This window comes from Corynebacterium striatum, from assembly GCF_016728105.1.
In the GTDB taxonomy this organism is placed as follows: domain Bacteria; phylum Actinomycetota; class Actinomycetes; order Mycobacteriales; family Mycobacteriaceae; genus Corynebacterium; species Corynebacterium striatum.
The window spans coordinates 527421-548861 of record NZ_CP068158.1 but is presented as its reverse complement, the minus strand read 5'-3'; the positions used below and the strand labels follow the sequence as shown (position 1 = coordinate 548861).

General features: G+C 60.9%; 18 protein-coding genes and 1 pseudogene. 8 read left to right on the top strand and 11 right to left on the bottom strand.

From position 1 onward, the window contains the following. Positions 1–63: 63 nt before the first annotated feature. On the top strand, positions 64–615 hold the full coding sequence (locus tag I6I72_RS02535) for a hypothetical protein (RefSeq protein WP_049062825.1): 552 nt from the start codon (positions 64–66) through the stop codon (positions 613–615). 121 nt (positions 616–736) lie between these two features. Continuing rightward, the gene (locus I6I72_RS02530; RefSeq protein WP_034657186.1) at positions 737–1063 is read left to right on the top strand and encodes a putative quinol monooxygenase; all 327 of its coding nucleotides are present in this window, start codon (positions 737–739) and stop codon (positions 1061–1063) included. Positions 1064–1146: 83 nt separating this feature from the next. Here I6I72_RS02530 and I6I72_RS02525 read toward each other — a convergent pair whose 3' ends face one another. The 3 genes from I6I72_RS02525 to I6I72_RS02515 all read right to left on the bottom strand — a co-directional run bounded on the left by I6I72_RS02525 (position 1147) and on the right by I6I72_RS02515 (position 6876). Further along, positions 1147–1848 carry a DUF1648 domain-containing protein gene (locus I6I72_RS02525; RefSeq protein ID WP_157800428.1) on the bottom strand — a complete coding sequence of 234 codons (702 nt, stop codon included), beginning with the start codon at positions 1846–1848 and terminating at the stop codon, positions 1147–1149. A gap of 123 nt (positions 1849–1971) precedes the next feature. Then, complete coding sequence (locus I6I72_RS13595; RefSeq protein WP_236592655.1) at positions 1972–5946, bottom strand: acyltransferase family protein; 3975 nt, start codon at positions 5944–5946, stop codon at positions 1972–1974. A gap of 105 nt (positions 5947–6051) precedes the next feature. Next, complete coding sequence (locus tag I6I72_RS02515; RefSeq protein ID WP_188093121.1) at positions 6052–6876, bottom strand: HAD family hydrolase; 825 nt, start codon at positions 6874–6876, stop codon at positions 6052–6054. Positions 6877–6933: 57 nt separating this feature from the next. Here I6I72_RS02515 and I6I72_RS02510 point away from each other — a divergent pair, with 57 nt between their 5' ends. Beyond that, complete coding sequence (locus tag I6I72_RS02510; RefSeq protein WP_049062239.1) at positions 6934–7980, top strand: 3-hydroxyisobutyryl-CoA hydrolase; 1047 nt, start codon at positions 6934–6936, stop codon at positions 7978–7980. A gap of 49 nt (positions 7981–8029) precedes the next feature. Here the strand turns inward: I6I72_RS02510 and I6I72_RS02505 are convergent, their stop codons facing one another. The 5 genes and pseudogenes from I6I72_RS02505 to I6I72_RS02485 all read right to left on the bottom strand — a co-directional run bounded on the left by I6I72_RS02505 (position 8030) and on the right by I6I72_RS02485 (position 14748). After that, a complete protein-coding gene (locus I6I72_RS02505) occupies positions 8030–9238 on the bottom strand; it encodes a DUF6882 domain-containing protein (protein WP_049062240.1) in 1209 nt (402 codons plus the stop codon). 12 nt (positions 9239–9250) lie between these two features. Beyond that, positions 9251–10390, bottom strand: a complete 1140-nt coding sequence (locus I6I72_RS02500; RefSeq protein WP_049147558.1) for a glycosyltransferase family 4 protein — start codon at positions 10388–10390, stop codon at positions 9251–9253. Between the two features lie 18 nt (positions 10391–10408). Beyond that, the gene (locus I6I72_RS02495; RefSeq protein ID WP_049062242.1) at positions 10409–11620 is read right to left on the bottom strand and encodes an NAD-dependent epimerase/dehydratase family protein; all 1212 of its coding nucleotides are present in this window, start codon (positions 11618–11620) and stop codon (positions 10409–10411) included. Between the two features lie 139 nt (positions 11621–11759). Beyond that, the gene (locus I6I72_RS02490; protein ID WP_201807398.1) at positions 11760–12359 is read right to left on the bottom strand and encodes a TetR/AcrR family transcriptional regulator; all 600 of its coding nucleotides are present in this window, start codon (positions 12357–12359) and stop codon (positions 11760–11762) included. Then, positions 12352–14748: pseudogene (locus tag I6I72_RS02485) on the bottom strand (MMPL family transporter). The gene I6I72_RS02490 and the pseudogene I6I72_RS02485 overlap by 8 nt, the downstream one beginning before the upstream one ends. A gap of 55 nt (positions 14749–14803) precedes the next feature. On the opposite strand from I6I72_RS02485, the gene I6I72_RS02480 reads away from it, so the two are divergent. Further along, entirely contained in the window at positions 14804–15457 is a 654-nt protein-coding gene (locus I6I72_RS02480; RefSeq protein WP_034657184.1) for a membrane protein, read from the top strand. A 6-nt stretch (positions 15458–15463) separates the two neighbouring features. On the opposite strand, the gene I6I72_RS02475 is transcribed toward I6I72_RS02480, so the two are convergent. After that, complete coding sequence (locus tag I6I72_RS02475) at positions 15464–16009, bottom strand: gamma carbonic anhydrase family protein (RefSeq protein ID WP_049062245.1); 546 nt, start codon at positions 16007–16009, stop codon at positions 15464–15466. A gap of 2 nt (positions 16010–16011) precedes the next feature. Next, positions 16012–16404: a hypothetical protein gene (locus I6I72_RS02470; RefSeq protein ID WP_034657182.1), complete on the bottom strand. Its 393-nt coding sequence runs from the start codon at positions 16402–16404 to the stop codon at positions 16012–16014. A 36-nt stretch (positions 16405–16440) separates the two neighbouring features. On the opposite strand from I6I72_RS02470, the gene I6I72_RS02465 reads away from it, so the two are divergent. From I6I72_RS02465 to I6I72_RS02450, 4 genes are all read left to right on the top strand, one after another. Further along, positions 16441–17310, top strand: coding sequence for a patatin-like phospholipase family protein (locus tag I6I72_RS02465; RefSeq protein WP_005530073.1), 870 nt, complete (start codon positions 16441–16443; stop codon positions 17308–17310). Positions 17311–17386: 76 nt separating this feature from the next. Next, complete coding sequence (locus I6I72_RS02460; protein WP_049147567.1) at positions 17387–18577, top strand: acetyl-CoA C-acyltransferase; 1191 nt, start codon at positions 17387–17389, stop codon at positions 18575–18577. A gap of 14 nt (positions 18578–18591) precedes the next feature. Beyond that, complete coding sequence (locus I6I72_RS02455; RefSeq protein ID WP_049062738.1) at positions 18592–19668, top strand: enoyl-CoA hydratase/isomerase family protein; 1077 nt, start codon at positions 18592–18594, stop codon at positions 19666–19668. Positions 19669–19689: 21 nt separating this feature from the next. Further along, on the top strand, positions 19690–20454 hold the full coding sequence (locus I6I72_RS02450; RefSeq protein WP_049062739.1) for an enoyl-CoA hydratase: 765 nt from the start codon (positions 19690–19692) through the stop codon (positions 20452–20454). Positions 20455–20961: 507 nt separating this feature from the next. Here I6I72_RS02450 and I6I72_RS02445 read toward each other — a convergent pair. Then, positions 20962–21441, bottom strand: coding sequence for a MarR family transcriptional regulator (locus I6I72_RS02445; RefSeq protein WP_005530067.1), 480 nt, complete (start codon positions 21439–21441; stop codon positions 20962–20964).

The window sequence follows — 21441 nt, the reverse complement described above, 5'->3', positions numbered from 1 at the left end:
GATCTGCCGAACAGCGTTCAATGCGGTGTCCTCATACCGCGTAGCTGTGGCACGGTGGAGGTCATGAACATCTCGCGCCGCATCCTCCCCGTTACAGCCGCACTTGCCTTGACCATGGGCGGGCTGGTGCCAGCCCAGGCACAGGTTCAGCTCCCGCCACAGGTCCAAGAGCTTTCCTCCCAGCTGCCAGCGGGTAGCTCGCAAATTGAGCTGCCTGCGCAGGCATACGACCTCGCCAAGCAGTTCAAAATTCAGCTGCCGCCGTTTATCAAGCAGCCAGCCCCTGAGGTGGCCCACCAGCTGGTCGGCGCCACGAATGCGCACCTGCGCAAGCAGGGCCATGTTGAAGACGGCAACGCGCGAAACATCGCGCAGGAGTGGGCTGATCACGGCGCAGCGGGAACGCTGACCTTCCACGGCAATGCCGGTGATGGCCGCACCCACCTCAACGAGGGCAGCGGCAACGTCTACCGCCTGAGCATCCAGGAAGCACAAGACCGCCTCAACTGGCTCAACCGCGACGTCCCAGTTACCCCGGGACCTAGCAAGCACTTTGGCGTGGCCACCAGCTTCGACGGCTCGAACGTCTACGTTGCGGAGTACTTCTTTAACTAGTCTTTGCTTCTTTATCTACTAAGGACGACGGGGGCACTGATCCGACCCACTGCGCGGAGCAGAAAGGCAGGTCATGACGGGAGCATGGCGGCGTAGTTTCCGGGTACGTAAGATGGTCCCCATGATTTTGATTAACGTAAAATTCCACGTAAAGCCCGAATATGCAGAGACCTTCCTCGAGGAGATCGACTGGTACACCCAGGCTTGTAATGCGGAGTCGGGTTGCCTGAACTTTGATTGGTACCGTGATCCGGAGGACCGTCAGCGCTTCCTCCTCGTTGAGGCTTATGCTGATGGCAAGGACGTGGATCATGTCCAGGGCGAGCACTTTAAGCGCTCCTGCGAGGAGTTCCCGAAGTATCTGCTGGAGACCCCGGAAATCATCAACGTCCACATCGACGGGAAGACCGAGTGGGACCGCATGGCCGAGTACAAGGTGGAGTCCTAAGACACTCGCTTAAAAGCAATCCGCCTCCCTGCACCGTGTATACAACCACGCAGCGCAGGAAGGCGGATTTTTCTATGGGCGTTTTAGGTTGCGACGTTGAGAAGAATGATAATAAGGACTGGCGGTACTAGGAGACCTGCGAGGATAAACCAGGCCGTTTTCTGCCCAAAGTTGAATTGGGAAGAACCGCTGGGAAGGGGCACCATCGCGCGGGTATCTGTGGGGTCGTAGTAGAACAATCCGTAACGAAGCTTGCCCGCTGTAGAGGAGTCAGGAAAGTTTTCATCCAGCTTTTTATTTATGCTATTCAACCTGAACATGAGCCAGACGCAAGCCATAAGGATGGCAACGACTAAGCAGGGGAAAATTAGCGGTCTAGGGCCGCTGAGAAAGATTCCAGTGAGCGCGAACGCCGTGCAGATTGCCGTTAGTGCAAAAAACCAAAAGCTTAACGCTGGAAGGATAGCAGCGGAGTGAGCACGGCTACGCTCGATATCAACCGCAGAAGACTGCGAATAGCTGCCTGTGGTTGTCTTGGTGCTTTGTTGCGTTATGCCGATAGTTACTGCTGAAACAATCGTCAGAATAATAGGAACAAGCACAGCAAAACCAATTGCATTGCGATAGGTCTTTGGCATCCATGCATCAGGTTCGTCTCGACCATTGAAATGCTTGGGCAGTGGGTCTGGGAGACTATCCCAGCCGGCAATCACTACGATTGCGGCGACTAGCGCAAGCGCTGCCGTGGCGGCCAACCAAATCCATTCTTTGCGTGGAGCTGTCAACAGGAAGTTCCTCGTGTGCGCAGTTTCTTACCTAAATCCAAAAACAGGATAACGAAAAGGCGGACGGTCCGCTGTAAGAGACCGTCCGCCTTTTGCGTTCTAGGAGCTTTGGCTCAAGAACTTCTAGATCTGGCACTTGGAATCCAAGTTCTTGTCGTAGTTGGAATACTGCAACAAGGCGTAGTGGAAAGCCAAGGCGTATTCCGAAGCGCCTTCCGGAAGCGGGTGAATGCCGTCGGAATAGAGCAAGTTCGGGTTGCTCTGTGCGTGGGTGCACCAGTCAGCAAGGTAGACGTTGTCGTACTTTTTCGCAGCATCGATGACGTCGCGTTGGGACTGTGCCATCCATCCGCGGTCGCCATAAGGAACGGCCATCACGATGGTGTGGTCTGGGCCGATGAGGTCAACGACTTCCTGAATCTGGTCAGGGAATGCCGGGCCATTGGTACCGAAGCCAAGGAAAACCGTGGAGCGCAGCTGGCCAGAATCCTTGAGCTGCTGAATGATCGGGATAGCTGCTGTGTAGTGGCGGGAAACGTCGGCGTCGACGTAGATGCCTGGGTAGCGCTGCTGCAGTGCCTCGGAGGCAGCCAACATCACCGAGTCACCGATGGCGGTAATTTCATTGCCGGTTGGCATCGGACGGCTGGTATTTTCTTCTGGGCTCGCTGGAGCTGCCGCAGCGCCAGGGTTGCCCTGGTTGCTTTGCGTGTTCTTCTGCTGCAGCATCTCGAGCTGCTGCTCCAGCTCAGATTTATCGCTGGAGGTCGCCAGCGCGTAGCTCACGCCCACTAGGGAAGCGACGACGATCAACGGCACAAACGGCCAAAAGGCCTTGGCAAATCCGTCCTTCATCTCGGAGATCGAGGGGCGGGCCGCCCAGTAGCCAGTCCACGTCTTCTTGTAACCGCCGCGGCGGAAAGGATTCTCCACGAACTGGTAGGAAAGCTCTGCCAGCAGGAAGGAGATCGGTATCGCGACAAGGCCCAGAATCCACGGCTTGTCGGAGGAGTGGTTTCCGTCGAAAATCGCGCGCAAAATCATCACGACCGGCCAGTGCCACAGGTACAGCGAGAAGGAACGCTGACCCAGCCAACGCATGACGGCAGTGCTGAAGATCCATTTGAGAGGACCGAATTCGCGGACGACGCCCCAAATCATGAGCGCGCCGAGGACGCTTGTCAGCACCAAGCCGCCGCGGTAGGTGAAGTCTGCATCGTCCGGCATTAGGAACAGTTGCGCGATGTAACCCGCAAGCGCTAAGAAGCCAATCGTTCCTGCCAGAACGCGCTCGGACTTTCCGGGACTTGCCCACGAGTCAGCCCCGGGATCTTCCTTGGTGCTGGTGAGCATCAAAGAAAGGATTGCGCCAATGAGCAAGCCGAAGGCGTGGGTATCGGTGCCGTAGTAGACGCGCGTTGGGTCCTCACCAGGAACGTAGATGAGCCACATTGCCACGCCGGACGCGATGGCCAGAATTAACGAGACCGCAATTGGGAGTCGGCGGGGTTGACGCCGGGAAATGGCGAAAATGGTGAAAATGAGCAGGGGCCAAATGACATAGAACTGCTCTTCAACAGCCAACGACCAGTAGTGGGCAAAGACCTGAATTTCGTTGTCAGCAAAGTAAGACTGCGAGGTAGCAATCTGTGTCCAGTTATTGACGAAGAAGAACGTGCCCAGGAACTGCTCGCGGATTCCTACTGCTAGATCACCGCCGACGAGGGCAACGATGGACGTGCAAATGATGAGCACGGTCAACGCTGCGGGCAGGATTCGGCGGAATCGGCGGACCCAGAAATCCTTCAAGCTGATGCGGCCACTGGCGCGGAATTCGCGGACGAGCAGGGAGGTAATCAAGAATCCGGATAGGACAAAGAACATGTCAACGCCGAGGTAACCACCGGGCAGGAAGTCGCCGAAGAAGTGGTAGATGACCACTGCGAGGACGGCTAGGCCGCGAAGGCCGTCGAGGCCCTTGACCTGGCGCAGGCGGGCGCGGCGGTTGTGCTTTACTTCCTTGCTTTCTGGTGGCGTGGCAAGTGCTTCGGGCTCGTGGGGGAAGCTGTCCACCATGACCGGGGTAGCCGGTTTTGCAGATTGCTGCGGGCGCGGCTCATTCTTGGGCGGCTGCACAAATGCCGCTGGGGCAGCAGCGATGCTTGCTTCTTTGGCAGTGGGCTTCGCGATTGGCTTATTGTTCGGCTTGGCGTCTGAGGTCTGCGCAGAACGATTGGGATGCTTCTGTGCTTCGCGAGGAGGCTTCGGTGCCTTCAACTGCTGCTGGGAAGGCGTGCCCACGGATTGCGAGCGACGTGCGAGTGCGCGTGCGATCTCCTGCTCAGTGGCAGCGTGGTTCGCGGAGTTTGCGGTGGCTTCTGCGCCAGCTGCTTTTGCAGTGGTTCCAGGCTTCGCGGCACTCGCTGGGCGGTTCGCCTGTTCTGCCTCTGGCCGTGGCTTTTGCGGCTGCTGTGCTTGAGCCTTGGGCTGTGTCTGCTTAGCCTGAGATTGCGGAGCCTGGGCCTTTGGCTGGGCCTGAGCCTGCGGCTTTCCAGCAGGCTGAGAAGCTTGGGCCGTCTGAGATGCCTGTGCTGCGTTGGCCGGCTTGCCCTCGGGCTGCTTGTTCTTACCGGCATTAGGCTGCTTCGGGTGTTGCTTTGCAGGCGGATTCTGCGCCTCAGCCTTGGCCTTGGTTGCGGAAATACCGGCTGCGGCGGCGCCAGCTGCTGTGGGGCCTGCCTTCGAGGCGCCCTGTTTCGGCGTCTCTGGCTTAGTGCTTTGCTTCGAGGTATCGGGCTTGGCGCCCGTGTTCGGCTGAGCGCTTTGTTGAGTCTTTGGCTGTTGAGTCTTTGGAGCCTGTGCGTTCTGTGGCTTTGGCGCGACAGACGCCTTTTGCGTCTGTGTTACTTGTTGCTTCGTTACCGGCGGATAAATCAGGCGTGGCTTCTTTTTGCCGTCGGCGTTCTTGCCCGCAGCCTTTGCTGCATTCGAACCATCTTTTTCGGATTTTTCGGCGTTCTTGGTTCCTTCGATGGTGGAAGTGCTTGGCTTGGAAGACTTATCAGCCGGGGCCTTGGGCGCCTTTGAGTTCTGTGATTGCTTGTTTCCTGCAGAGGAGTTGCCATTCTTGGGCTGCTGAGCGTCCTTGGCCGGTTGTTGCTTTTGCGCGTTGTTGTTTGGACGTGGCGGCAGCTTCGCAGAGGGGGTGTCCTTCACTACAGGTTTGGTGGAATTCTGCTGAGTTGGTTCGTGCTTGGCTTGCTTCGGATGGTCGACGGACGCGTTCTTCTGGTCGCTTGCGGTCTTGTCCGCCGGCTTAGCTGCATTCGAACCATCTTTTTCGGATTTTTCGGCGTTCTTGGTTCCTTTGATGGTGGAAGTGCTCTGCTTGGCAGACTTATCAGCCGGGGCCTTAGGCGCGGCTGGCTTCGACGCATTCTCTACTGGTTCAGTGGCAGCAGAAGTGGAGCCCTTCTTGGCGGGCTGGCCGGGCTTTGGCGCCTTTGAGTTCTGTGATTGCTTGTTTCCTGCAGAGGAGTTGCCATTCTTGGGCTGCTGAGCGTCCTTGGCCGGTTGTTGCTTCTGCGCGTTGTTGTTTGGACGTGGCGGCAGCTTCGCAGAGGGGGTGTCCTTCACTACAGGTTTGGTGGAATTCTGCTGAGTTGGTTCGTGCTTGGCTTGCTTCGGATGGTCGACGGACGCGTTCTTCTGGTCGCTTGTGGTCTTGTCCGCCGGCTTAGCTGCATTCGAACCATCTTTTTCGGATTTTTCGGCGTTCTTAGTGCCTTCGATGGTGGAAGTGCTCTGCTTGGCAGACTTATCAGCCGGGGCCTTAGGCGCGGCTGGCTTAGGAGTCGGTGCTTTCCCTGGCTGAGGCTTTGCAGACTGCTGCGGAGACCTACCCTGACCAGGCTTGTCGCCGGACTTAGCGTCAGAAGGAACATCAGCCTTGGCATCATCGCCGGACTGCGGAGGGGTGGCCTGCGAAGCCTGCTCTCCCTTGGTCGGAGTCGCGACCGGTTGGTAAACGGGTTTCTTGGACTTCTCCTGGGCAGTTGAGGAAGGCTTGCCGAGGAGGGACCTCAAAAACTGTTTCAAAACGTTCTCCAGGGGAATAGCGGCTAGCGACTGGATCAGTTTAGCCCGCGAAGTGTATGGATTCCTAAAATAATGGGGAGTGTTTCTCACCCAAATTTGGACTGCCTAAGAAATGCTTAAATCGCTGGTTGGGACACCTGCGAACAGGCCCCGCAGTACCGTAGCGACACCATTGTCGGCATTGGAGGGGGCAATGATATCCGCAATCTCTTTCAATTGCGGGTGCGCATTGTCCATCGCCACCGCCAATCCGGCAGTACGAAGCAATTCGTAATCGTTGAGGAAGTCCCCAAAAGCAGCGGTCTCAGCAAGAGGGATTGAACTCAACTCAGCCATCGCAGTCAACGCCGCGCCCTTGTCGACGCCGTCCGCCATCACGTCCAGCCACACCTTGCCGGAGATGGCCACATTGTGGTCCTGGACGACATCATCGATAGTGGGGGCAAGGTTGGCCTCAGATCCGTCCTGGCAGTAGGCCGCAATCTTGATGATGCTGTCGTGCTGCACCGCGGTGAGGTCGTCCACCCACGTCACTGCCTTGTAATACTTAGAGATCTCTGCGACGGCATGGTCCGGGATGTCACGCTCAATGAACGCGCCAGCTGGAGTGCACAAAACCAGCGTATGTTCGGCAGGAAGAGTCGCCGATGCGTCCAAGACGCGCTCGACCACCTCGACCGGTAGTGGGAAGGTCGCGATGATGTCGCCATCGCGCATGACGACGGCGCCGTTTTCCGCAATGAAGGTAGAAAACTCCGGGAACATCAGCTGCAAGGTGGCAAGTTGGCGCCCGGATGCGGGGATAAGCGTAGCGCCCTGACTCCGGGCGAGCTCGGTGAGCTCAGCAAAGTCCGGGGGAAGTTGACCTTGGGGGTCAAGCAGTGTGCCGTCCATGTCTAGCGCAATGAGCTGCGGAACCAAAGTGTCCAACCAATCTGTGATTTATCGGGGTGGCCGTATCAATTGTGATGTGTCACACTGGTGTGCATGTCTGAGAAAATAAACGTCGAAAACACAACATCCTCGCCAGTGCTTGTTTCAATTCGCAACCATACCGGAGTGATTGAGCTAAATCGCCCGCGCGCGCTCAATAGTTTGAATCCTGAGATGCTTGACATTATTCGTCAAGCTCTTTCCCAGTGGCGTCACAACGACGAGGTCGAGCAGGTGCTCGTATATTCCAATAGTCCCAAAGCTTTCTGCGCAGGTGGCGACGTACGCGCTGCGCGCGACGGCGTTCTCGCCGAAAAGTGGGCAGAGGTAGACGAGTTCTTCGAAGGCGAGTACGCGCTCAACGGGGACATCGCCGAGTATCCCAAGCCGTATATCGCTGTTATCGATGGCGTAGCCATGGGCGGAGGCTTGGGTATCTCCGCGCATGGTTCGCACCGAGTCGTTACAGAGAAGGCCTTTGCGTCTATGCCGGAGATGGCAATCGGCTACGTTACCGACGTCGGCATCGCCTACATGTCCCAGCGCATGGTCGGAACTCGCGGGGAAGCTGACCCCGCTCTGGCGAAGTTCTGGGGTTTGAGCGGTTACCGCATGTATGCAGCCGACATGCTGTGGTCTGGCCTTGCCACCCACGTCGTCAAGGATGCCGATGCCTTTATCGAGGACGTCATCGCCGACGGAGTTGACGCGGCCATTGAAAAGCACGCCGTAGAACCTGAAGGTCAGCCAGAACTGGCAGGTCTCATCCAAGACATCGACGAGGTATTCCAGCACGCAACGTGGGAAGAGATCGCAGCCGCGTTGCCACAACATCCGGAACTCGCAGAACTCTTCGCCAAACTTACCGAGAAGGCGTGCGCTTCGGCTCTGGTCGCAGCGACCGAGCTTTTCGAAGCCGAAGCCAATGCCGCTAACATTCGCGAGGCGCTGCGTATGGAACTAGAACTCGGCAAGCACATGTTGCGTCGCCCAGACTTCGCAGAGGGCGTCCGCGCTGTTCTGGTGGACAAAACCCAAGACGCGCAGTTCCAGCCGGTTGGCCAGCCGGAAGAATTCCGTGCAGCTATCGCCCGCGCTTAGAAAGCCCAAGACCCGCCGAGCGCACACTCGGCAGGCCGGGTTTTAGAAATTACAAAAGGATGCCGCGGCTTGCCGCATAAGCAGAGCGAGCGCGGGCGGCATCGCATTGCGTCGGCAGTTTTACCGCCAGTACTGCATCGGTAACATCACGCGTCGGCGCGGGCAGCGTCAAGGTAGGCGAGCTCGCCAGGAACAACCCAGTCTTTTCACCCAAGCGCGCGGTCAGCAGCGTCCATACTCCCAACACCGGCATTGCCATCTGTGGCAGATGAGCAGCCCGCGCCCACGCTAGGGGCAGCTGAGGACGCACGAAATCCGGCAGCGCATTATCGCGTCCAAAACGTAGAAGATTATGTGCAGCTTGGGCCGCGACAGTCGAGGAATACTCAGGCTCCGCCCATGCCCAGGTCAAATTCTCAGAGTCAACAACCGCGATGAGGTGCGCGTTCACGGTCGTCGAGCCGGTAGCCGTGTTAAGCACGGCGCTTCCCGTCGAAAGGTCGAGTTCAGCCTCAGCGTTGGGGTAGCGTGCCTCCAGGAAGAATTGGTGCTCAACGGCAGTGAAGTGGGCGTCGGAAAGCACCTGCTCCGGCAACAAACCATAGTCGCGTCCCCGCAGAACCACGATGCGCTGGCCTTCTGGGGCGCCCTCAGGAGTAAGGCGGACTTCCGTGCCATCGCTGAGTCGAATGCTCTCCGAATCCGCGCGCGTGGTGGAGTCTGTCTCAAGGCCCATCGCTTGGGCCAAGTGCAATAGCGCCAAACGCTCGTCGACCCCACCGCTAAAGCGCTCGATGCCTGCGAGAATCGTGGCTCGGGCGTCCTGCGGAAGTTGGGTGAAGGGCACCGCTATGATTGCCTCGTGATCGCCCTGCTGAGCGCGCACGACCGGGGCGTTTCCTACCAAGAAGCGCGCAATGGTGAGCAACGATTCGTGGTAAGGCTGCGGAGCGTGGAACTCCGCCATGGGAGCTTGGGCTGCTCCTGTGGCTCGCCAAGTTAGGACCTCGTCCTCCACGGTGGCAAGGCGAATTCCCGGAAAGTCCTGCGGGCCCCTCGCTGTGTTGAAACGCACCTGAACCTTTTGATCGAGCTCAGTCTCCGCGTCTCCTTCAGGAGATGGCTGGAAGTTGAACTCGATGGCAGTTACCTTGCCCAAAAACTCGGCGAAGGAGGCGTCTATTCCGGTTTGCACGAATGCGCCGGCGGAGTAGATCTCTTCCAAGCTGGTGGGCAGTGGCAACGGCGGCAATGGCATGAGGAATCCTTGTCAGCGGTGATAGGGGTTGGCAGTAGCTTCTTCATAGGCTGCAACGAGCGCCTTTGTGGATTCTAACCATGAATACTGCTCAGCTTCGGCACGCGCGGCCTGTCCCATGGCGGCGCGTCGCGAAGAATCTTCAATCAGGCCCAGCGCTGCGCCCGCCCAAGCTTCGTCGGGAGCGTCGGGATCGATGAGGTGGCCCGTCACGCCTTCTTCGATGACGAAGGGGATTCCGCCAGCGTTGGTGCCGATGACCGGCACTCCAGAGGCGAAGGATTCCAATGCCACGAGGCCGAGGGTTTCGGTGGCAGAGGGGAAGAGGAATACGTCGCCCGAAGCGAAGGCCTGCGCGAGTTCTTCGCCGGAGAGGTAGCCGGAAAATACCGTCATCTCGGGATCGAAGGTTGCCTTGAGCGCGTCGAGGTACGGTCCCGCGCCGATGATGGCGAGGCGTGTGTCCGGTGCCTGGCCGCGCACCAGGCGGATGACGTTGTCGAGCCTTTCCAGGTCTTTTTCCTTGGAGATGCGCCCGATATAGGTCAGCAGTGGGGCCTCCGGGTGGCCGGCGGTGAGGCGTTCGCGCATGCTTGGCGACGCCTTCCTCGGGTGATACGTCTGCGTGTCCACGGCCTTGGGCCACAGTTTGACGTTGTGCATGCCGATGCCGCGGGCCTTATCCACCATCGGGCCAGAGGTGCAAAGGTTCACGGCGGCCTGGTTGTGGAGGTAGTTGATGGCGGCCTCAGTCAGTGGGCGGGTCCAGCCGATGCCGAGTGCTTCAACGTATTCGGGGACGTTGGTGTGGAAGCTGGCCACGAGTGGGACGGCGTCGCGCTGCGCCGCGAATACACCAAGCGCAGCGGTCCAGATTGGATTGACGGCGTGGATGACGTCAGGCTCCCAGGCGCGAATCTCCGAGAAGAACTTCCAGGTGGGCAGTCCAAACTTGATCTCTGGATACACCGGCAGAGAGAGACTAGGGATGCGGGTTACCTCGAATCCCGCAAAGGTCTCTGGCGGGTTGCCTGGGGCGAAGATGCGGACCTCATGGCCCAGTACCGCGAGCTGTTCCAGGGCGTGGGTGATGCGGGTGACTACTCCGTCGATCTTTGGCAGGAAGACCTCGGTAACGATGGCGATGCGCACGATGCTTCGGTGAATTGCTTAGTGAGCGGCCTCGTTGAGGAGCCCTTCCGGAACGCCCGCATGCTGCTGCTTGGTCCACAGGGACTGGGCCGGGATCTTGGAGCGGTCCACTCGGTCGGCGTAGCGCTGCGCGACTTCCTCGACCTCGTGAAGGAGACCCTCGGACAAAGTGGTGGGTTCAAGCCCCAGCTCGAGGAAGGTGTTGTTAGAGACGTGTAATTCGTTTTCTGCGGACTCCTTGCGCGGGTTCGGCACCATGGCGAGCTTGGCACCAGAGAGTTTGGCCACCAGTTCTGCGAGATCGCGAACACGGTGGGTTTCAGTCATTTGGTTAATGATCTTGACGCGATCACCCTTGGCCGGCGGGTTCTCGAGCGCGAGTTCGACGCAGCGAACCATGTCGCGGATGTGGATGAAAGCGCGGGTCTGGCCGCCGGTGCCGTGGACGGTAAGCGGGTAGCCGATACCGGCCTGGATGAGGAAGCGGTTGAGCACCGTGCCGTAGTCGCCGTCGTAGTCGAATCGGTTGATAAGGCGCTCGTCCTTGAGGGTCTGCTCGGTGTGGGTGCCCCAGATGATGCCCTGGTGCAGGTCGGTGATGCGCAGTTCATCGTTCTTGGCATAGTACGCAAACAGGTGCTGATCCAAGACCTTGGTCATGTGGTACACGGAGCCAGGGTTAGAAGGGTACAGGATCGACTGCTCGATCGGCTCTTGGCCCTCGACCTTGACTTGGACGTCGAGGTAGCCTTCCGGAATTTCCATTCCGGCGGTGCCGTAGCCATAGACGCCCATCGTGCCAAGGTGCGCCACGTGAATGTCTTCACCGGATTCGACGATGGCAGTCAGCAGGTTGTGGGTGGCGTTGATGTTGTTGTCCACTGTGTAGCGCTTGGTGCGGGAGCTCTTCATGGAGTAAGGCGCAGCGCGCTGTTCGGCGAAGTGCACTACGGCGTCGGGACGCTCGGTGGTGAGGAACTCGAGGAGAGCGTCGTAGTCCTGCGCCACGTCGAAGTTGCGGAACTCGATGGTCTTACCGGAGACCTCGTGCCAGGCGGCGATGCGCTCTTCGATGGAGACGATCGGAGTCAAAGACTCAGCGCCTAGCTCGGTGTCGATGGCGCGGCGGGAGAGGTTGTCCACGATGATGACGTCGTGGCCTTGATCAGATAGGTACAGGGAGGCTGGCCATCCACAGAATCCGTCGCCGCCCAGAATCGCTACCTTCACTGTGGACACTCCAAATATGCTCGGGGGTAAATACGACTTATACGACACTACCCCGGAACCCACCGCTTTTGCGGGGGTCCGGGGTGAATTTTCAGTGAACTGCAAAAATCAGGGGACACTGAGCTGGGTTGTGGCTGGTCTAAGGAATCTGCTTCAGGAATTGGAAGGCATGATGCACGATCTCCCGTTTTTCAGCGGAACTGAGCTTTGTGCCGGAGCTTTCCTGGTCAGCGATCTCCATCAGTGCTACCTTGCCCGCGGCGCCGTGTGCTGCAAGCAGGATTCCCAGTTCCAGTTTGGAATAACCTGGCATGCGGAGGCCGAAAGCCTCGACGATTCCGAAAGCCACCTTTTCATAGCGTTGACGTTCCTCAGCAGTGTGGCTCATGCTCTCCATGGACTCGCCGATTGTGACGAGCGTGGCGAGGGAATGCAGGTTGGGCTGGTCATCGTCGAGGACCTCGAGCAACATAGCCTCGAAGAATTCGTTGATGCCCATCTCCGGGGACAGGTTCTCGACATCATCGGAGTGGGAATCGAGCAAGCTCGCGGCGAAGAAGAACAAAGCATCGGAGGCCGAAGAGAAATAGTTATGGAAGGTGCGCGGGGATACCCCCGCGGCTTCAGCAATTCGGGCGACAGTGAGGTTTTCCACGCCCTCATCGACCACCAAACGCGCTGCCGAATCTGCAATGGCGTGGCGCGTTGCCTGCTTCTTGGCTTCCCGCAAGCTAGACACGAGCTGCTTCCTTTCCCTTCGACTTTTCCTCTACTTTATCGCGCTGAAACTCTTTGGAGTTCTTCGTGCTGGGCACTGAGAGCCTCGCCCTCGATGTCCATGTTGGGCAGAATCCTATCGAGCCACTTCGGAATTGACCATGCCTTCTTATCGAGCAGGAACATCGTGGCCGGGATGATCATCATGCGTACAACGAAGGCGTCCATGAACACACCAACCGCAAGGGCGAAGCCCATGGTCTTGATGAATGGGAGGTCAATGAGCATGAAGGCTGCGAACACGGAGATCATGATGAGCGCTGCCGCGGTCACGGTGCGTGCGCCATGCTTGAAGCCATTCGACGTCGCGTTGCCTGCGGTCTTGCCATGGACGAAGCCCTCGCGCATGCGGGTGACCAGGAATACCTGGTAGTCCATTGCGAGACCAAAGGTCAGGCCGATGAGAATGATCGGCAGGAAGGACAGCAGCGGCTGTGGGTCGTCGATGATTCCGAACATGCCCTCCTGGAAGATGGCCACGGTGACGCCGAAGGTGGCTGCCATGGACAGGCCGAAGCCAGCGGCCGCGATGAGCGGCACCCAGATGGAGCGGAAGACGAGGAGAAGCACGATGAATGCTAGGCCGAGGACGATCGCGATGTAGGGGAGGAGGACGTCGCTAAGCTTCTGCGAAATGTCATCGAAGATTGGGGTGATGCCAGTGATGCCGTAGGTGCCGCCGGTGTTGTCCTCGAACTCGGCCTTGAAACCGCGGAGCTTTTCCAGGGTTTCGGTGGTGGTCTCGTCGGTTGCGCCAGTGGTCGGGGTAATCAGGATCTGCGCCGCGTCCATGTTGTCCGTGGTGGCGACGATCTGCGCATTGACGACGCCCTCGGTCTCACTGAAGTCCTTGAGGAGTTCCTGGAAGGCCGGCATGCGGTCTTGCTTTGCGACGTCCGCGACGTCGACGTAAGCGATCATCGGGGCGTTGCGACCTGGGCCGAATGCCTCTTCGGTCATCTCATAAGCATCGCGCTGCGGGGTGCCCAGCTTCGAGGTTCCGTCGGTGGGCATGGCCAGGCGTAGGTTGGCGGCCGGCAGGGCGAGGATTCCGAGCAACAGCACGCCGGCGATGAGGTGCATCCGCGGGTGAGCGCGAATGCGGCGTACCCACTTTAGGCCCATGGTGGGCTTTTCGTCCTCAGGGTCCGGAACCTTGGGGCCCGGCACGCGGCCAGCGAAGACCTTGGTGCCGAACAGGCCCAAGAGGCCAGGGATGAAGGTGAGCGCGACGCAGACTGCCACAACCACGGTTGCGGCAGCGGCGATGGCCATGGTGGACAGGAACGGAATACCGATGATGGTCAGCGCTGCCAGTGCGATGACCACGGTGGCACCAGCGAAGACCACGGAGGAACCAGCGGTGCCCAAGGCCATGCCCATGGCGTGTGCGCGGGTTGCCTTGTCCATCTTCTTGAGCTCCTGCGCGAGCTCCTTCGGACTCAGATCATTGAGTCCGGAGGAGGTGATGAGCTCGTTGCGGAAGCGGGCCACGATGAACAGCGCGTAGTCGATGCCCACGGCCAGGCCGATCATGGAGGCCAGCATCGGCGTCATGTCGGAGACAGAGTCGGTGAAGACTGTGGCGAGCTGGACGCCCAGGATTCCCACGCCCACGCCGACGACGGCAGAGATGAGCGGCATACCTGCGGCCACGAAGGAACCGAAGGTGATGAGCAGGACGATGGCGGCAACGATGAGGCCGATGACCTCAGAGACCATGTTCATCTCGGTGGCGCCGTTGAAGGCATTGCCGCCGTACTTCACGGTGAGGTCACCGTCGTCGTACTTCTTGAGAACGTCGGTGACCGCGGTCATCTCTTCGGCAGGGATCTCAGTGACGGACGCGGCATCGAAGTTGATGGAGATCGTACCGGTGCGTTTGTCCTCGCTGAGAGGGGAGAGTGCGGCAAGGTCGGAATCGATCTGCTCCTGCGGCATGCCCTGCGCGGCCATTTTCTCGGTCATCTGCTTCTGCATTCCCATGGAAGCCATGACCGGGTTAACGATTGCGTCGGGGTCCTTCAGCGCGTCGGTTCCTTGCAGCTCCTTGATCATGGAATCGACTTCGCCCATGACCGCCTTATCCGTGAGCTTTTGCCCTCCGGAGCCTGCAGTGTGATGGTGGCGCTGGGGGCACTCATTGCATCTGTCTCCGTGCCGAAGCGCTCCATCATCTGCTCTTGGGTGACGGTGGAGTCCATGTCTGGCATGGAAAAAGTGGGGCTTGGAGACTTCGCGAAGGCGCCAGTGAGGCCGCCCATCGCGACGAGCAGTACCAGCCAGAACGCGAGGAACGGCCAGACTTTTCGATATGACCAGCTACCCAAGTGGTAGAGGAATTTTGACATGTGCAGATCCTTTATGAAATTTGGGGCCGCCGCCGCGCACTGTAGACTTGCGCGCATGCTCCACGCCGTCATCTATGCCTTCGGAGACTCCGTCAACGCGCTGCTCATCGGCATCCTCGTTGCCATCGGAATCATCCTGCCGCGCGGTAAATACCGCAAGGTGGCGCCGCTAATCGTGGCGGGGGATTGGCTCGGCGTGCTCGTGGCCTCCTTGGCCGTGCTCTTTATCTTCGTCGGAATCCGCGAACAGATCGTTGCCGCGCTGGAGTCGCCAATAACCGGCATCGTCCTCATCGCAGTAGGCGTGCTCATCGGTTTCGGCGCCTGGCAATCCAAAGGCGAATCCAACCCGATGGTGGAAAAACTCCTCGTGCCGCTGCGCGAGCCCTCGCTCAAGACCGCAGCTATCGGTTTCATCATGGGCGTGGTGCAGTCGCTGACCTCCGTGCCCTTCTACGGCGGCCTTCTGCACCTCGCCGCCGGCGAGTTCTCCGACGCCACCCGCTACCTGGGCACTTTGTGGTACGCCACGCTGGCGCTCTCGCTGCCCACGCTGTGTGGAATCTTCATCGCCCTCGTGCGCGCGCAGCCGCAAAGTGCCGCTGGCAAGCTTTTTTCCGCAGCCCGCGAAAACTCCGCGCGCGTAGCCGAAATCAGCGGCTACGTCGTGGCAATCTTCCTCGTCATCATGGGTGTGCTGAGTCTCTAGCGGCCCCTAGTCGTAGTAGACGTCCTCGAGGGAAACGGCGGCGTCGGAAAGCGCCTGTGCCTTGGATAGATCAACGTAGCGTCCGGCGTGAGGGATAAAGGAATGCGATTGCTCATCGCTGAGTTCGCGGCGAACCTTCGCCGGGATGCCGGCGGCGAGGGACTTCGCTGGGATCTCCTGTCCCTCCAGCACAAGCGCGCCGGCAGCGATGAGTGAGCCAGGGCCCACCACCGAACGCGACAGCAGCGAGGCCTTCATTCCAACCAGCGTGCCAGCGCCCACGTGCGTGCCGTGCAGCATCGCCATGTGGCCAACCGTGACGTCATCCTCCAAAACGCACGCAACGTCGGCTTCCTCGTGGATGACGGAATTGTCCTGGATGTTGACGCGGGCGCCTAGGCGAATGGCGCCCACGTCCGCGCGTAGGACGCAGCCGTAGAAGACCGAGGAATCGGGGCCGATTTCCACGTCGCCAATGATGGTGGCGTTCGGAGCAATCCAGGCGCTGCGGTGAATGCGCGGGTACACACCGTTGAAAGGCAAGATGAGCATGATTAATTTTCCTCCACGACGATGGCAAGGGATTCGGAAATTTCGTAGTCGCCCGGCTCGGCGCGCAGGGTCTCTAGGAGTGCGGCGCGCGTGTCCAGGTCGAGCGGGATGGCCCAGCCCTTCTTGGGATCGCGGACGGGGACCTCGGGGCGTGGGGCGGGGGAGAAGAAGACGCGGGTGGTGGAGGGGGCATCGGCAAGCCAGGCGGGCTCGGCGGCGCGGGCGACCTCACGGAGGGCTGCGGCGCCGGAAGAGTCGGTTACGACGATGAGCAAGGTTTCGGCGGAGTGGACCTCCAAGTGGCCGACCTCGACGACGGGCGCGCCGGATTCGGGCGTGGCGAGGCGTGGGGCCTTGGGGCCAGTGAGCGAGCGGAGCGCGTCAAGTAATCCCATGTGAACATGGTAAGCAGCCGCGTACAGTAAAACAACGTGATTGATGCAAAAAATATCGCCCTGATTTTTGAAGGCGGCGGCATGCGCAACTCGTACACGGCGGCCTGCGTGGTCAAGCTCATCGAGGAAGACGTACAGTTCGGCTGGGTGGGCGGCGTGTCCGCGGGGTCCTCGCACGCCGTGAACTATCTCTCGCACGATGCGTGGCGGGCGAAGGAATCCTTCGTGGACTTTGCCCATAACCCTAGTTTCGGCGGGGTGTCTTCGCTGCTGCGCGGCACGGGGTATTTCAACGCGGAGTATATCTATGAGCGCTCCTCGGACAAGGATCTGCCCTTCGACTTCGAAGCATTTCAGGCGAACCCGGCGGAGATGAATCTTGCCACGACGCGCGCAGATACGGGCGAGTCCGTCTACATCACGCGTGCGGACATCCACGAGCAGTCGGACATGAATATGTACGTGCGCGCGTCCTCGACGCTGCCGCTCATCATGCCGTTGCGTTTTATCGACGGCGTGCCCTATGTGGACGGTGCGCTGGGCGAGTCCGGCGGCATCTCCATCGACCAGGCGGAGAAGGCGGGCTACGAGAAGTTCCTTTTCGTGGGCACGCACCCGCGCGGCTACGTCCGACCGCAGGTCACGCGTCGCCGCGCCGTGCGTCGCGTGCTGGGCCGCTACCCCGCGGTCGCGGAGGCGCTCATCCAACGTCCGGACCGGTACAACGCGTCGAAGGACAGGCTGCTCGAGCTCGAAAAGGAAGGCCGCGCGCAGCTGTTCTTCACCGAGGATATGCAGGTCGCGTCGACGGAAAAGAACGTGGCCAAGCTGCGGGCGAACTTTAACGCGGGGCGCGCACAGATGTACGCCGAGTGGCCCGCGTGGAAGGAATTCCTCACTTCCTAACCGAAAGGGTGGCGCAGGTCACGGATGATCTGTACGATTTATCCTAAATTCGTACAGATTTTTCTCGGGAGGCAATGTGACCCTGCAGGATACCGATATCGTCATCGTGGGCGCCGCGCGCACGCCCTTTGGCAAGTTGCTGGGCGGGCTTGCCGCACTGCCCGCCACCGACCTGGGCGCGCACGCCATCCGCGGCGCGCTTGAGCAGGCGCGCGTGGAGCCCGAGCTTGTCGATGCCGTCGTCTTCGGCCAGGTCCTCCAAGCCGGTGTTGGCCAGAATCCCACGAAGCAGGCCGCGCTCGCAGCCGGGATTTCGCCGCGGGCACATACGGCGACGGTGAATAAGATTTGTCTGTCCGGGCTCACGGCCGTCATCGACGCGGCGCGTCTGCTGCGCGCGGGCGAGGCCGAGGTCGTCGTCGCCGGCGGCATGGAGTCCATGACGAACGCGCCGCACCTGCTGCCGCGCTCGCGCGCCGGCGTGAAATTCGGGGCGTTTGAGGCGCTCGATCACATGGAACACGATGGCCTGCGCGCCGCGGACCTGGGTATTTCCATGGGGTCGCTGTCCGAGAAATACGCGGGCCGCTATCCCGTCACCCGCGAAGAACAGGACCACTGCGCGGCGCTGAGTCACCAGCGCGCGCTCGCCGCGACGCAGGACGGCACGCTCGCCCGCGAAATCGTGCCGCTCATCATCGAGACCCGCAAGGGCTCGGTGACGGTCGAGTCCGACGAGGGCATCCGCGAGGGCGTCACGGACGAGTCGTTGGCCAAGCTCCGTCCGGCCTTTGAGAAGGACGGCTCGATTACGGCGGGCAATTCCTCGCCCATTACGGACGGCGCGGCGGCGGTCGTGCTCACCACGACCGCGCATGCCGCGGCGCAGGGCTGGGCGGTCCTCGCCGCGCTGCGTTCGGTGGGCCAGACCGCCGGCCCCGATTCCTCGCTGCAGCAGCAGCCTGCCGATGCTCTCCTCCGCGCCCTTGAGCGCGAGGGCTGGGACGCAGGCTCCCTCGACCACGTGGAAATCAATGAGGCCTTTGCCGCCGTCGTCGTGCACTCCGCGCGCACCCTGGGCCTTGACCCGGACGCGGTCAACCCACAGGGCGGGGCGATTGCGATGGGTCACCCCATCGGGGCATCGGGAGCGCGCTTGGTCGTGCATGCGGCGCACCAGCTGGCGGCGGGCGCGGGTTCGCGCGCGGGTGTTGCGCTTTGCGGTGGCGGGGGACAAGGAGAGGCTCTGCTGCTCGAGGCGAAATAGAAAGGAACTGTGAGATGTCTGTAGAAATCACTGAGGGCGAGGTTCTCGCTTCCGTGTGCGACGGCGTGGGCACGCTCACGCTCAACCGGCCTCAGGCGCTTAACGCGCTGACCTTGGACATGATTCGTGAGTTCACCCGCGTTTTGCGTGCGTGGGCGGACGATGACGCGGTGCGTCTCGTGCTCGTGCGGGGTGCTGGTGAGCGCGGCCTGTGTGCGGGCGGCGACGTCGCGGCGCTCTACCGCGACGCGGTCGCCGAGGGCGGACCAGGCGACTTCGGCGCCACGTTCTGGCGCGAGGAGTACGAGCTTAACCACTATATTTCGGTCTACCCCAAGCCGTACGTGGCGCTGCAGACGGGCATCGTGCTGGGTGGCGGCATCGGGATCTCGGCGCACGGCAGCCACCGGATCGTCACGGATGACTCGCGCCTGGGCATGCCCGAGGTCGGCATCGGCTACTCGCCGGATGCCGGCGGTTCCTACGTCCTCGCGCGTGCGGCGGATCGGCTGGGCTTCCATCTGGGCTACACCGCGGCCCACGTCGGCGCGGCCGAGGCCATCGACACCGGCTTCGCGGATTACTACGTGCCGCAGGACCGGATTGAGTCGCTCGTGGCACGGCTGCACGAGACCGCGGACCCGGCCGTCATCGCGGAGTTCGCGCAGGACGCCGGTCCGGGCTTCGGCGAAGACCGGGCCGAGATGGTCGAGGCCTACGCCGCGCCCACGGCCGCGGCGACGCTCGAGCGACTCGACGCGCTGGCCGCCGAGCACGGCGAGGAGCACTGGGCCGCGAAGGCCGCCAAGCGCATTCGCCGCAACTCGCCGCTGGGCATCCGCGTGACCGAGGAGGGCCTGGAGCGCGCGGCGCATCACAGCCTCGCGGACGTGCTCACGCAGGAATTCTGGATGTCGCTCAATATGCAGCGCCACCCCGAGTTTGCCGAGGGCATCCGCGCCCAAATCATCGACAAGGACCGCACCCCGCACTGGAAGTACGCAACGATCGTGGACGTGCCGAGCGACGTGGGCGCCCTCTTCGCCCCCATCGACGGCATTGCACCGCCGGATTTCACCCAAAACGTTTAACGCACGACAGAAGGAGACACCATGGCCATCCTCACCGAGACCCGCGACCGCGTCGCGCTCATCACGCTCAACCGTCCCGAGGCGCTCAACGCGCTCAACAAGGCCACGATGGAGGAGGTGACCGCCGCCGTCGCTGAGTTCGACGCGGACGAGAACATCGGGGCTATCGTCATCACCGGCTCCGAGAAGGCCTTCGCCGCCGGCGCCGACATCAAGGAGATGGCGCCGCGCGGCGCGACCGAGATGTACTCGACCAACTGGTTCGCGGACTGGGAAAATCTTACTCGTGCGCGTACACCGATCATCGCGGCCGTCAACGGCTATGCGCTCGGCGGTGGCTGCGAGCTGGCCATGATGTGTGACTTCATCATCGCCGGCGACCGCGCCAAGTTCGGCCAGCCCGAGGTCAACCTCGGCGTTACCCCGGGCATGGGCGGCTCCCAGCGTCTCACGCGCGCCGTGGGCAAGGCGAAGTCCATGGACTTGTGCCTCACCGGCCGCATGATGGACGCCGAGGAAGCCGAGCGCTCCGGGCTCGTCTCCCGCGTCGTCCCCGCAGGAGAGCTCCTCGACGAGGCGCTGAAGACCGCCGCGACCATCGCGTCCAAGTCGCTTATTGCGACGACTATGATTAAGGAGCAGGTCAACGCCGCCTACGAGACGACCCTCGCACAGGGCCTCCTCTTCGAGCGCCGCACCTTCCACTCCATCTTCTCCTCCAACGACCAAAAGGAAGGTATGGCCGCCTTCACCGAGAAGCGCGACGCCAACTTCACGCACTCCTAAAACACGGCGGATTGTCGCGCCACAACAGCGGAAAGCCCCAGAACCCGCAACGACCCTGAGGCTTTCAGTGAGACTAGCTAGTCAGCCAGTTCCCCCTGCTGCGATAGCATCGCGCAAGTAGTTGGCTGCCAGCGTCCCGAGGGCCTTGGTCGCGATTTCGGTAACAATTGCGGTTAAGGTCTTCTTCTAATTCTTGTCGCCCTTGGGTGGTTCAGACGAAGAAGCGGATATGTGTCCTCTTACCTCCCTCCATCACGTAGGCGGACCCCAACGCCTCAGCGCTGGCGATGGCAGTTGGCCCCCGACCCCCATATGTGGCGGTGTAGACCCTGTGTGAACCCGGTTGACAGCACCGTCAGAAGGGGAGCGCTTGCGCGCTCGCTGCCTAGAATACCGAGAAATTAAACTGCTTTCATTGGCCCTGATGTGACCACAAGGCCTGGTGAGGCAACAAAAATCCCGCCGGTTCATGTGAGGACCGGTGGGATGTTCGTGTGTGTGCCGAGGTTATTCGACGTCGTCGCCGGCGGCGCGTCGGAAGATCGCGGCGGCATCGACAAGCTCGGCGGCGGCGTCCTGGTCGAGGCTGGCGCAGTAGTCGCTGAGGACGGGGCCGGCGGCGCTGGCGAGCGCGATGCCCTGGTCTGTGATGGTGAGCAACGTCGATCGCTTGTCCTTCTCGTCCGTCACGCGGGCAACGAGGCCTTGGCCTTCGAGACGGCGGACGGTGTGGGTGAGAGAGGCTGGCGGCATGTGGAGCCGGGTGCTGATTTTCGACATGGGCAGCGCGCCGGAGCGTGACCACATGAGGAGAGTGAGGAGCTCAAAGTGAGCAAAGCTCACGCCGAACGGCGCGAGCGCGTCCTCCGCGCCCGCGCGCAAGACGTGCGCGGCGCGGGCGGCGGAGGAAATCGCGGTGAGGCCTAAGGCGGCATCGGCAGCATAGTGCTTCTCCCATTGCCGGCGGCCCTCCGCGATGCTGTCCAT

Coding starts and splice junctions, on each gene's coding strand:
- I6I72_RS02535 (WP_049062825.1), top strand. CDS start 64: ATGAACATCTCGCGCCGCATCCTCCCCGTTACAGCCGCACTTGCCTTG.
- I6I72_RS02530 (WP_034657186.1), top strand. CDS start 737: ATGATTTTGATTAACGTAAAATTCCACGTAAAGCCCGAATATGCAGAG.
- I6I72_RS02510 (WP_049062239.1), top strand. CDS start 6,934: ATGTCTGAGAAAATAAACGTCGAAAACACAACATCCTCGCCAGTGCTT.
- I6I72_RS02505 (WP_049062240.1), bottom strand. CDS start 9,238: ATGCCATTGCCGCCGTTGCCACTGCCCACCAGCTTGGAAGAGATCTAC.
- I6I72_RS02480 (WP_034657184.1), top strand. CDS start 14,804: ATGCTCCACGCCGTCATCTATGCCTTCGGAGACTCCGTCAACGCGCTG.
- I6I72_RS02475 (WP_049062245.1), bottom strand. CDS start 16,009: ATGCTCATCTTGCCTTTCAACGGTGTGTACCCGCGCATTCACCGCAGC.
- I6I72_RS02470 (WP_034657182.1), bottom strand. CDS start 16,404: ATGGGATTACTTGACGCGCTCCGCTCGCTCACTGGCCCCAAGGCCCCA.
- I6I72_RS02455 (WP_049062738.1), top strand. CDS start 18,592: ATGTCTGTAGAAATCACTGAGGGCGAGGTTCTCGCTTCCGTGTGCGAC.
- I6I72_RS02450 (WP_049062739.1), top strand. CDS start 19,690: ATGGCCATCCTCACCGAGACCCGCGACCGCGTCGCGCTCATCACGCTC.
- I6I72_RS02445 (WP_005530067.1), bottom strand. CDS start 21,441: ATGGACAGCATCGCGGAGGGCCGCCGGCAATGGGAGAAGCACTATGCT.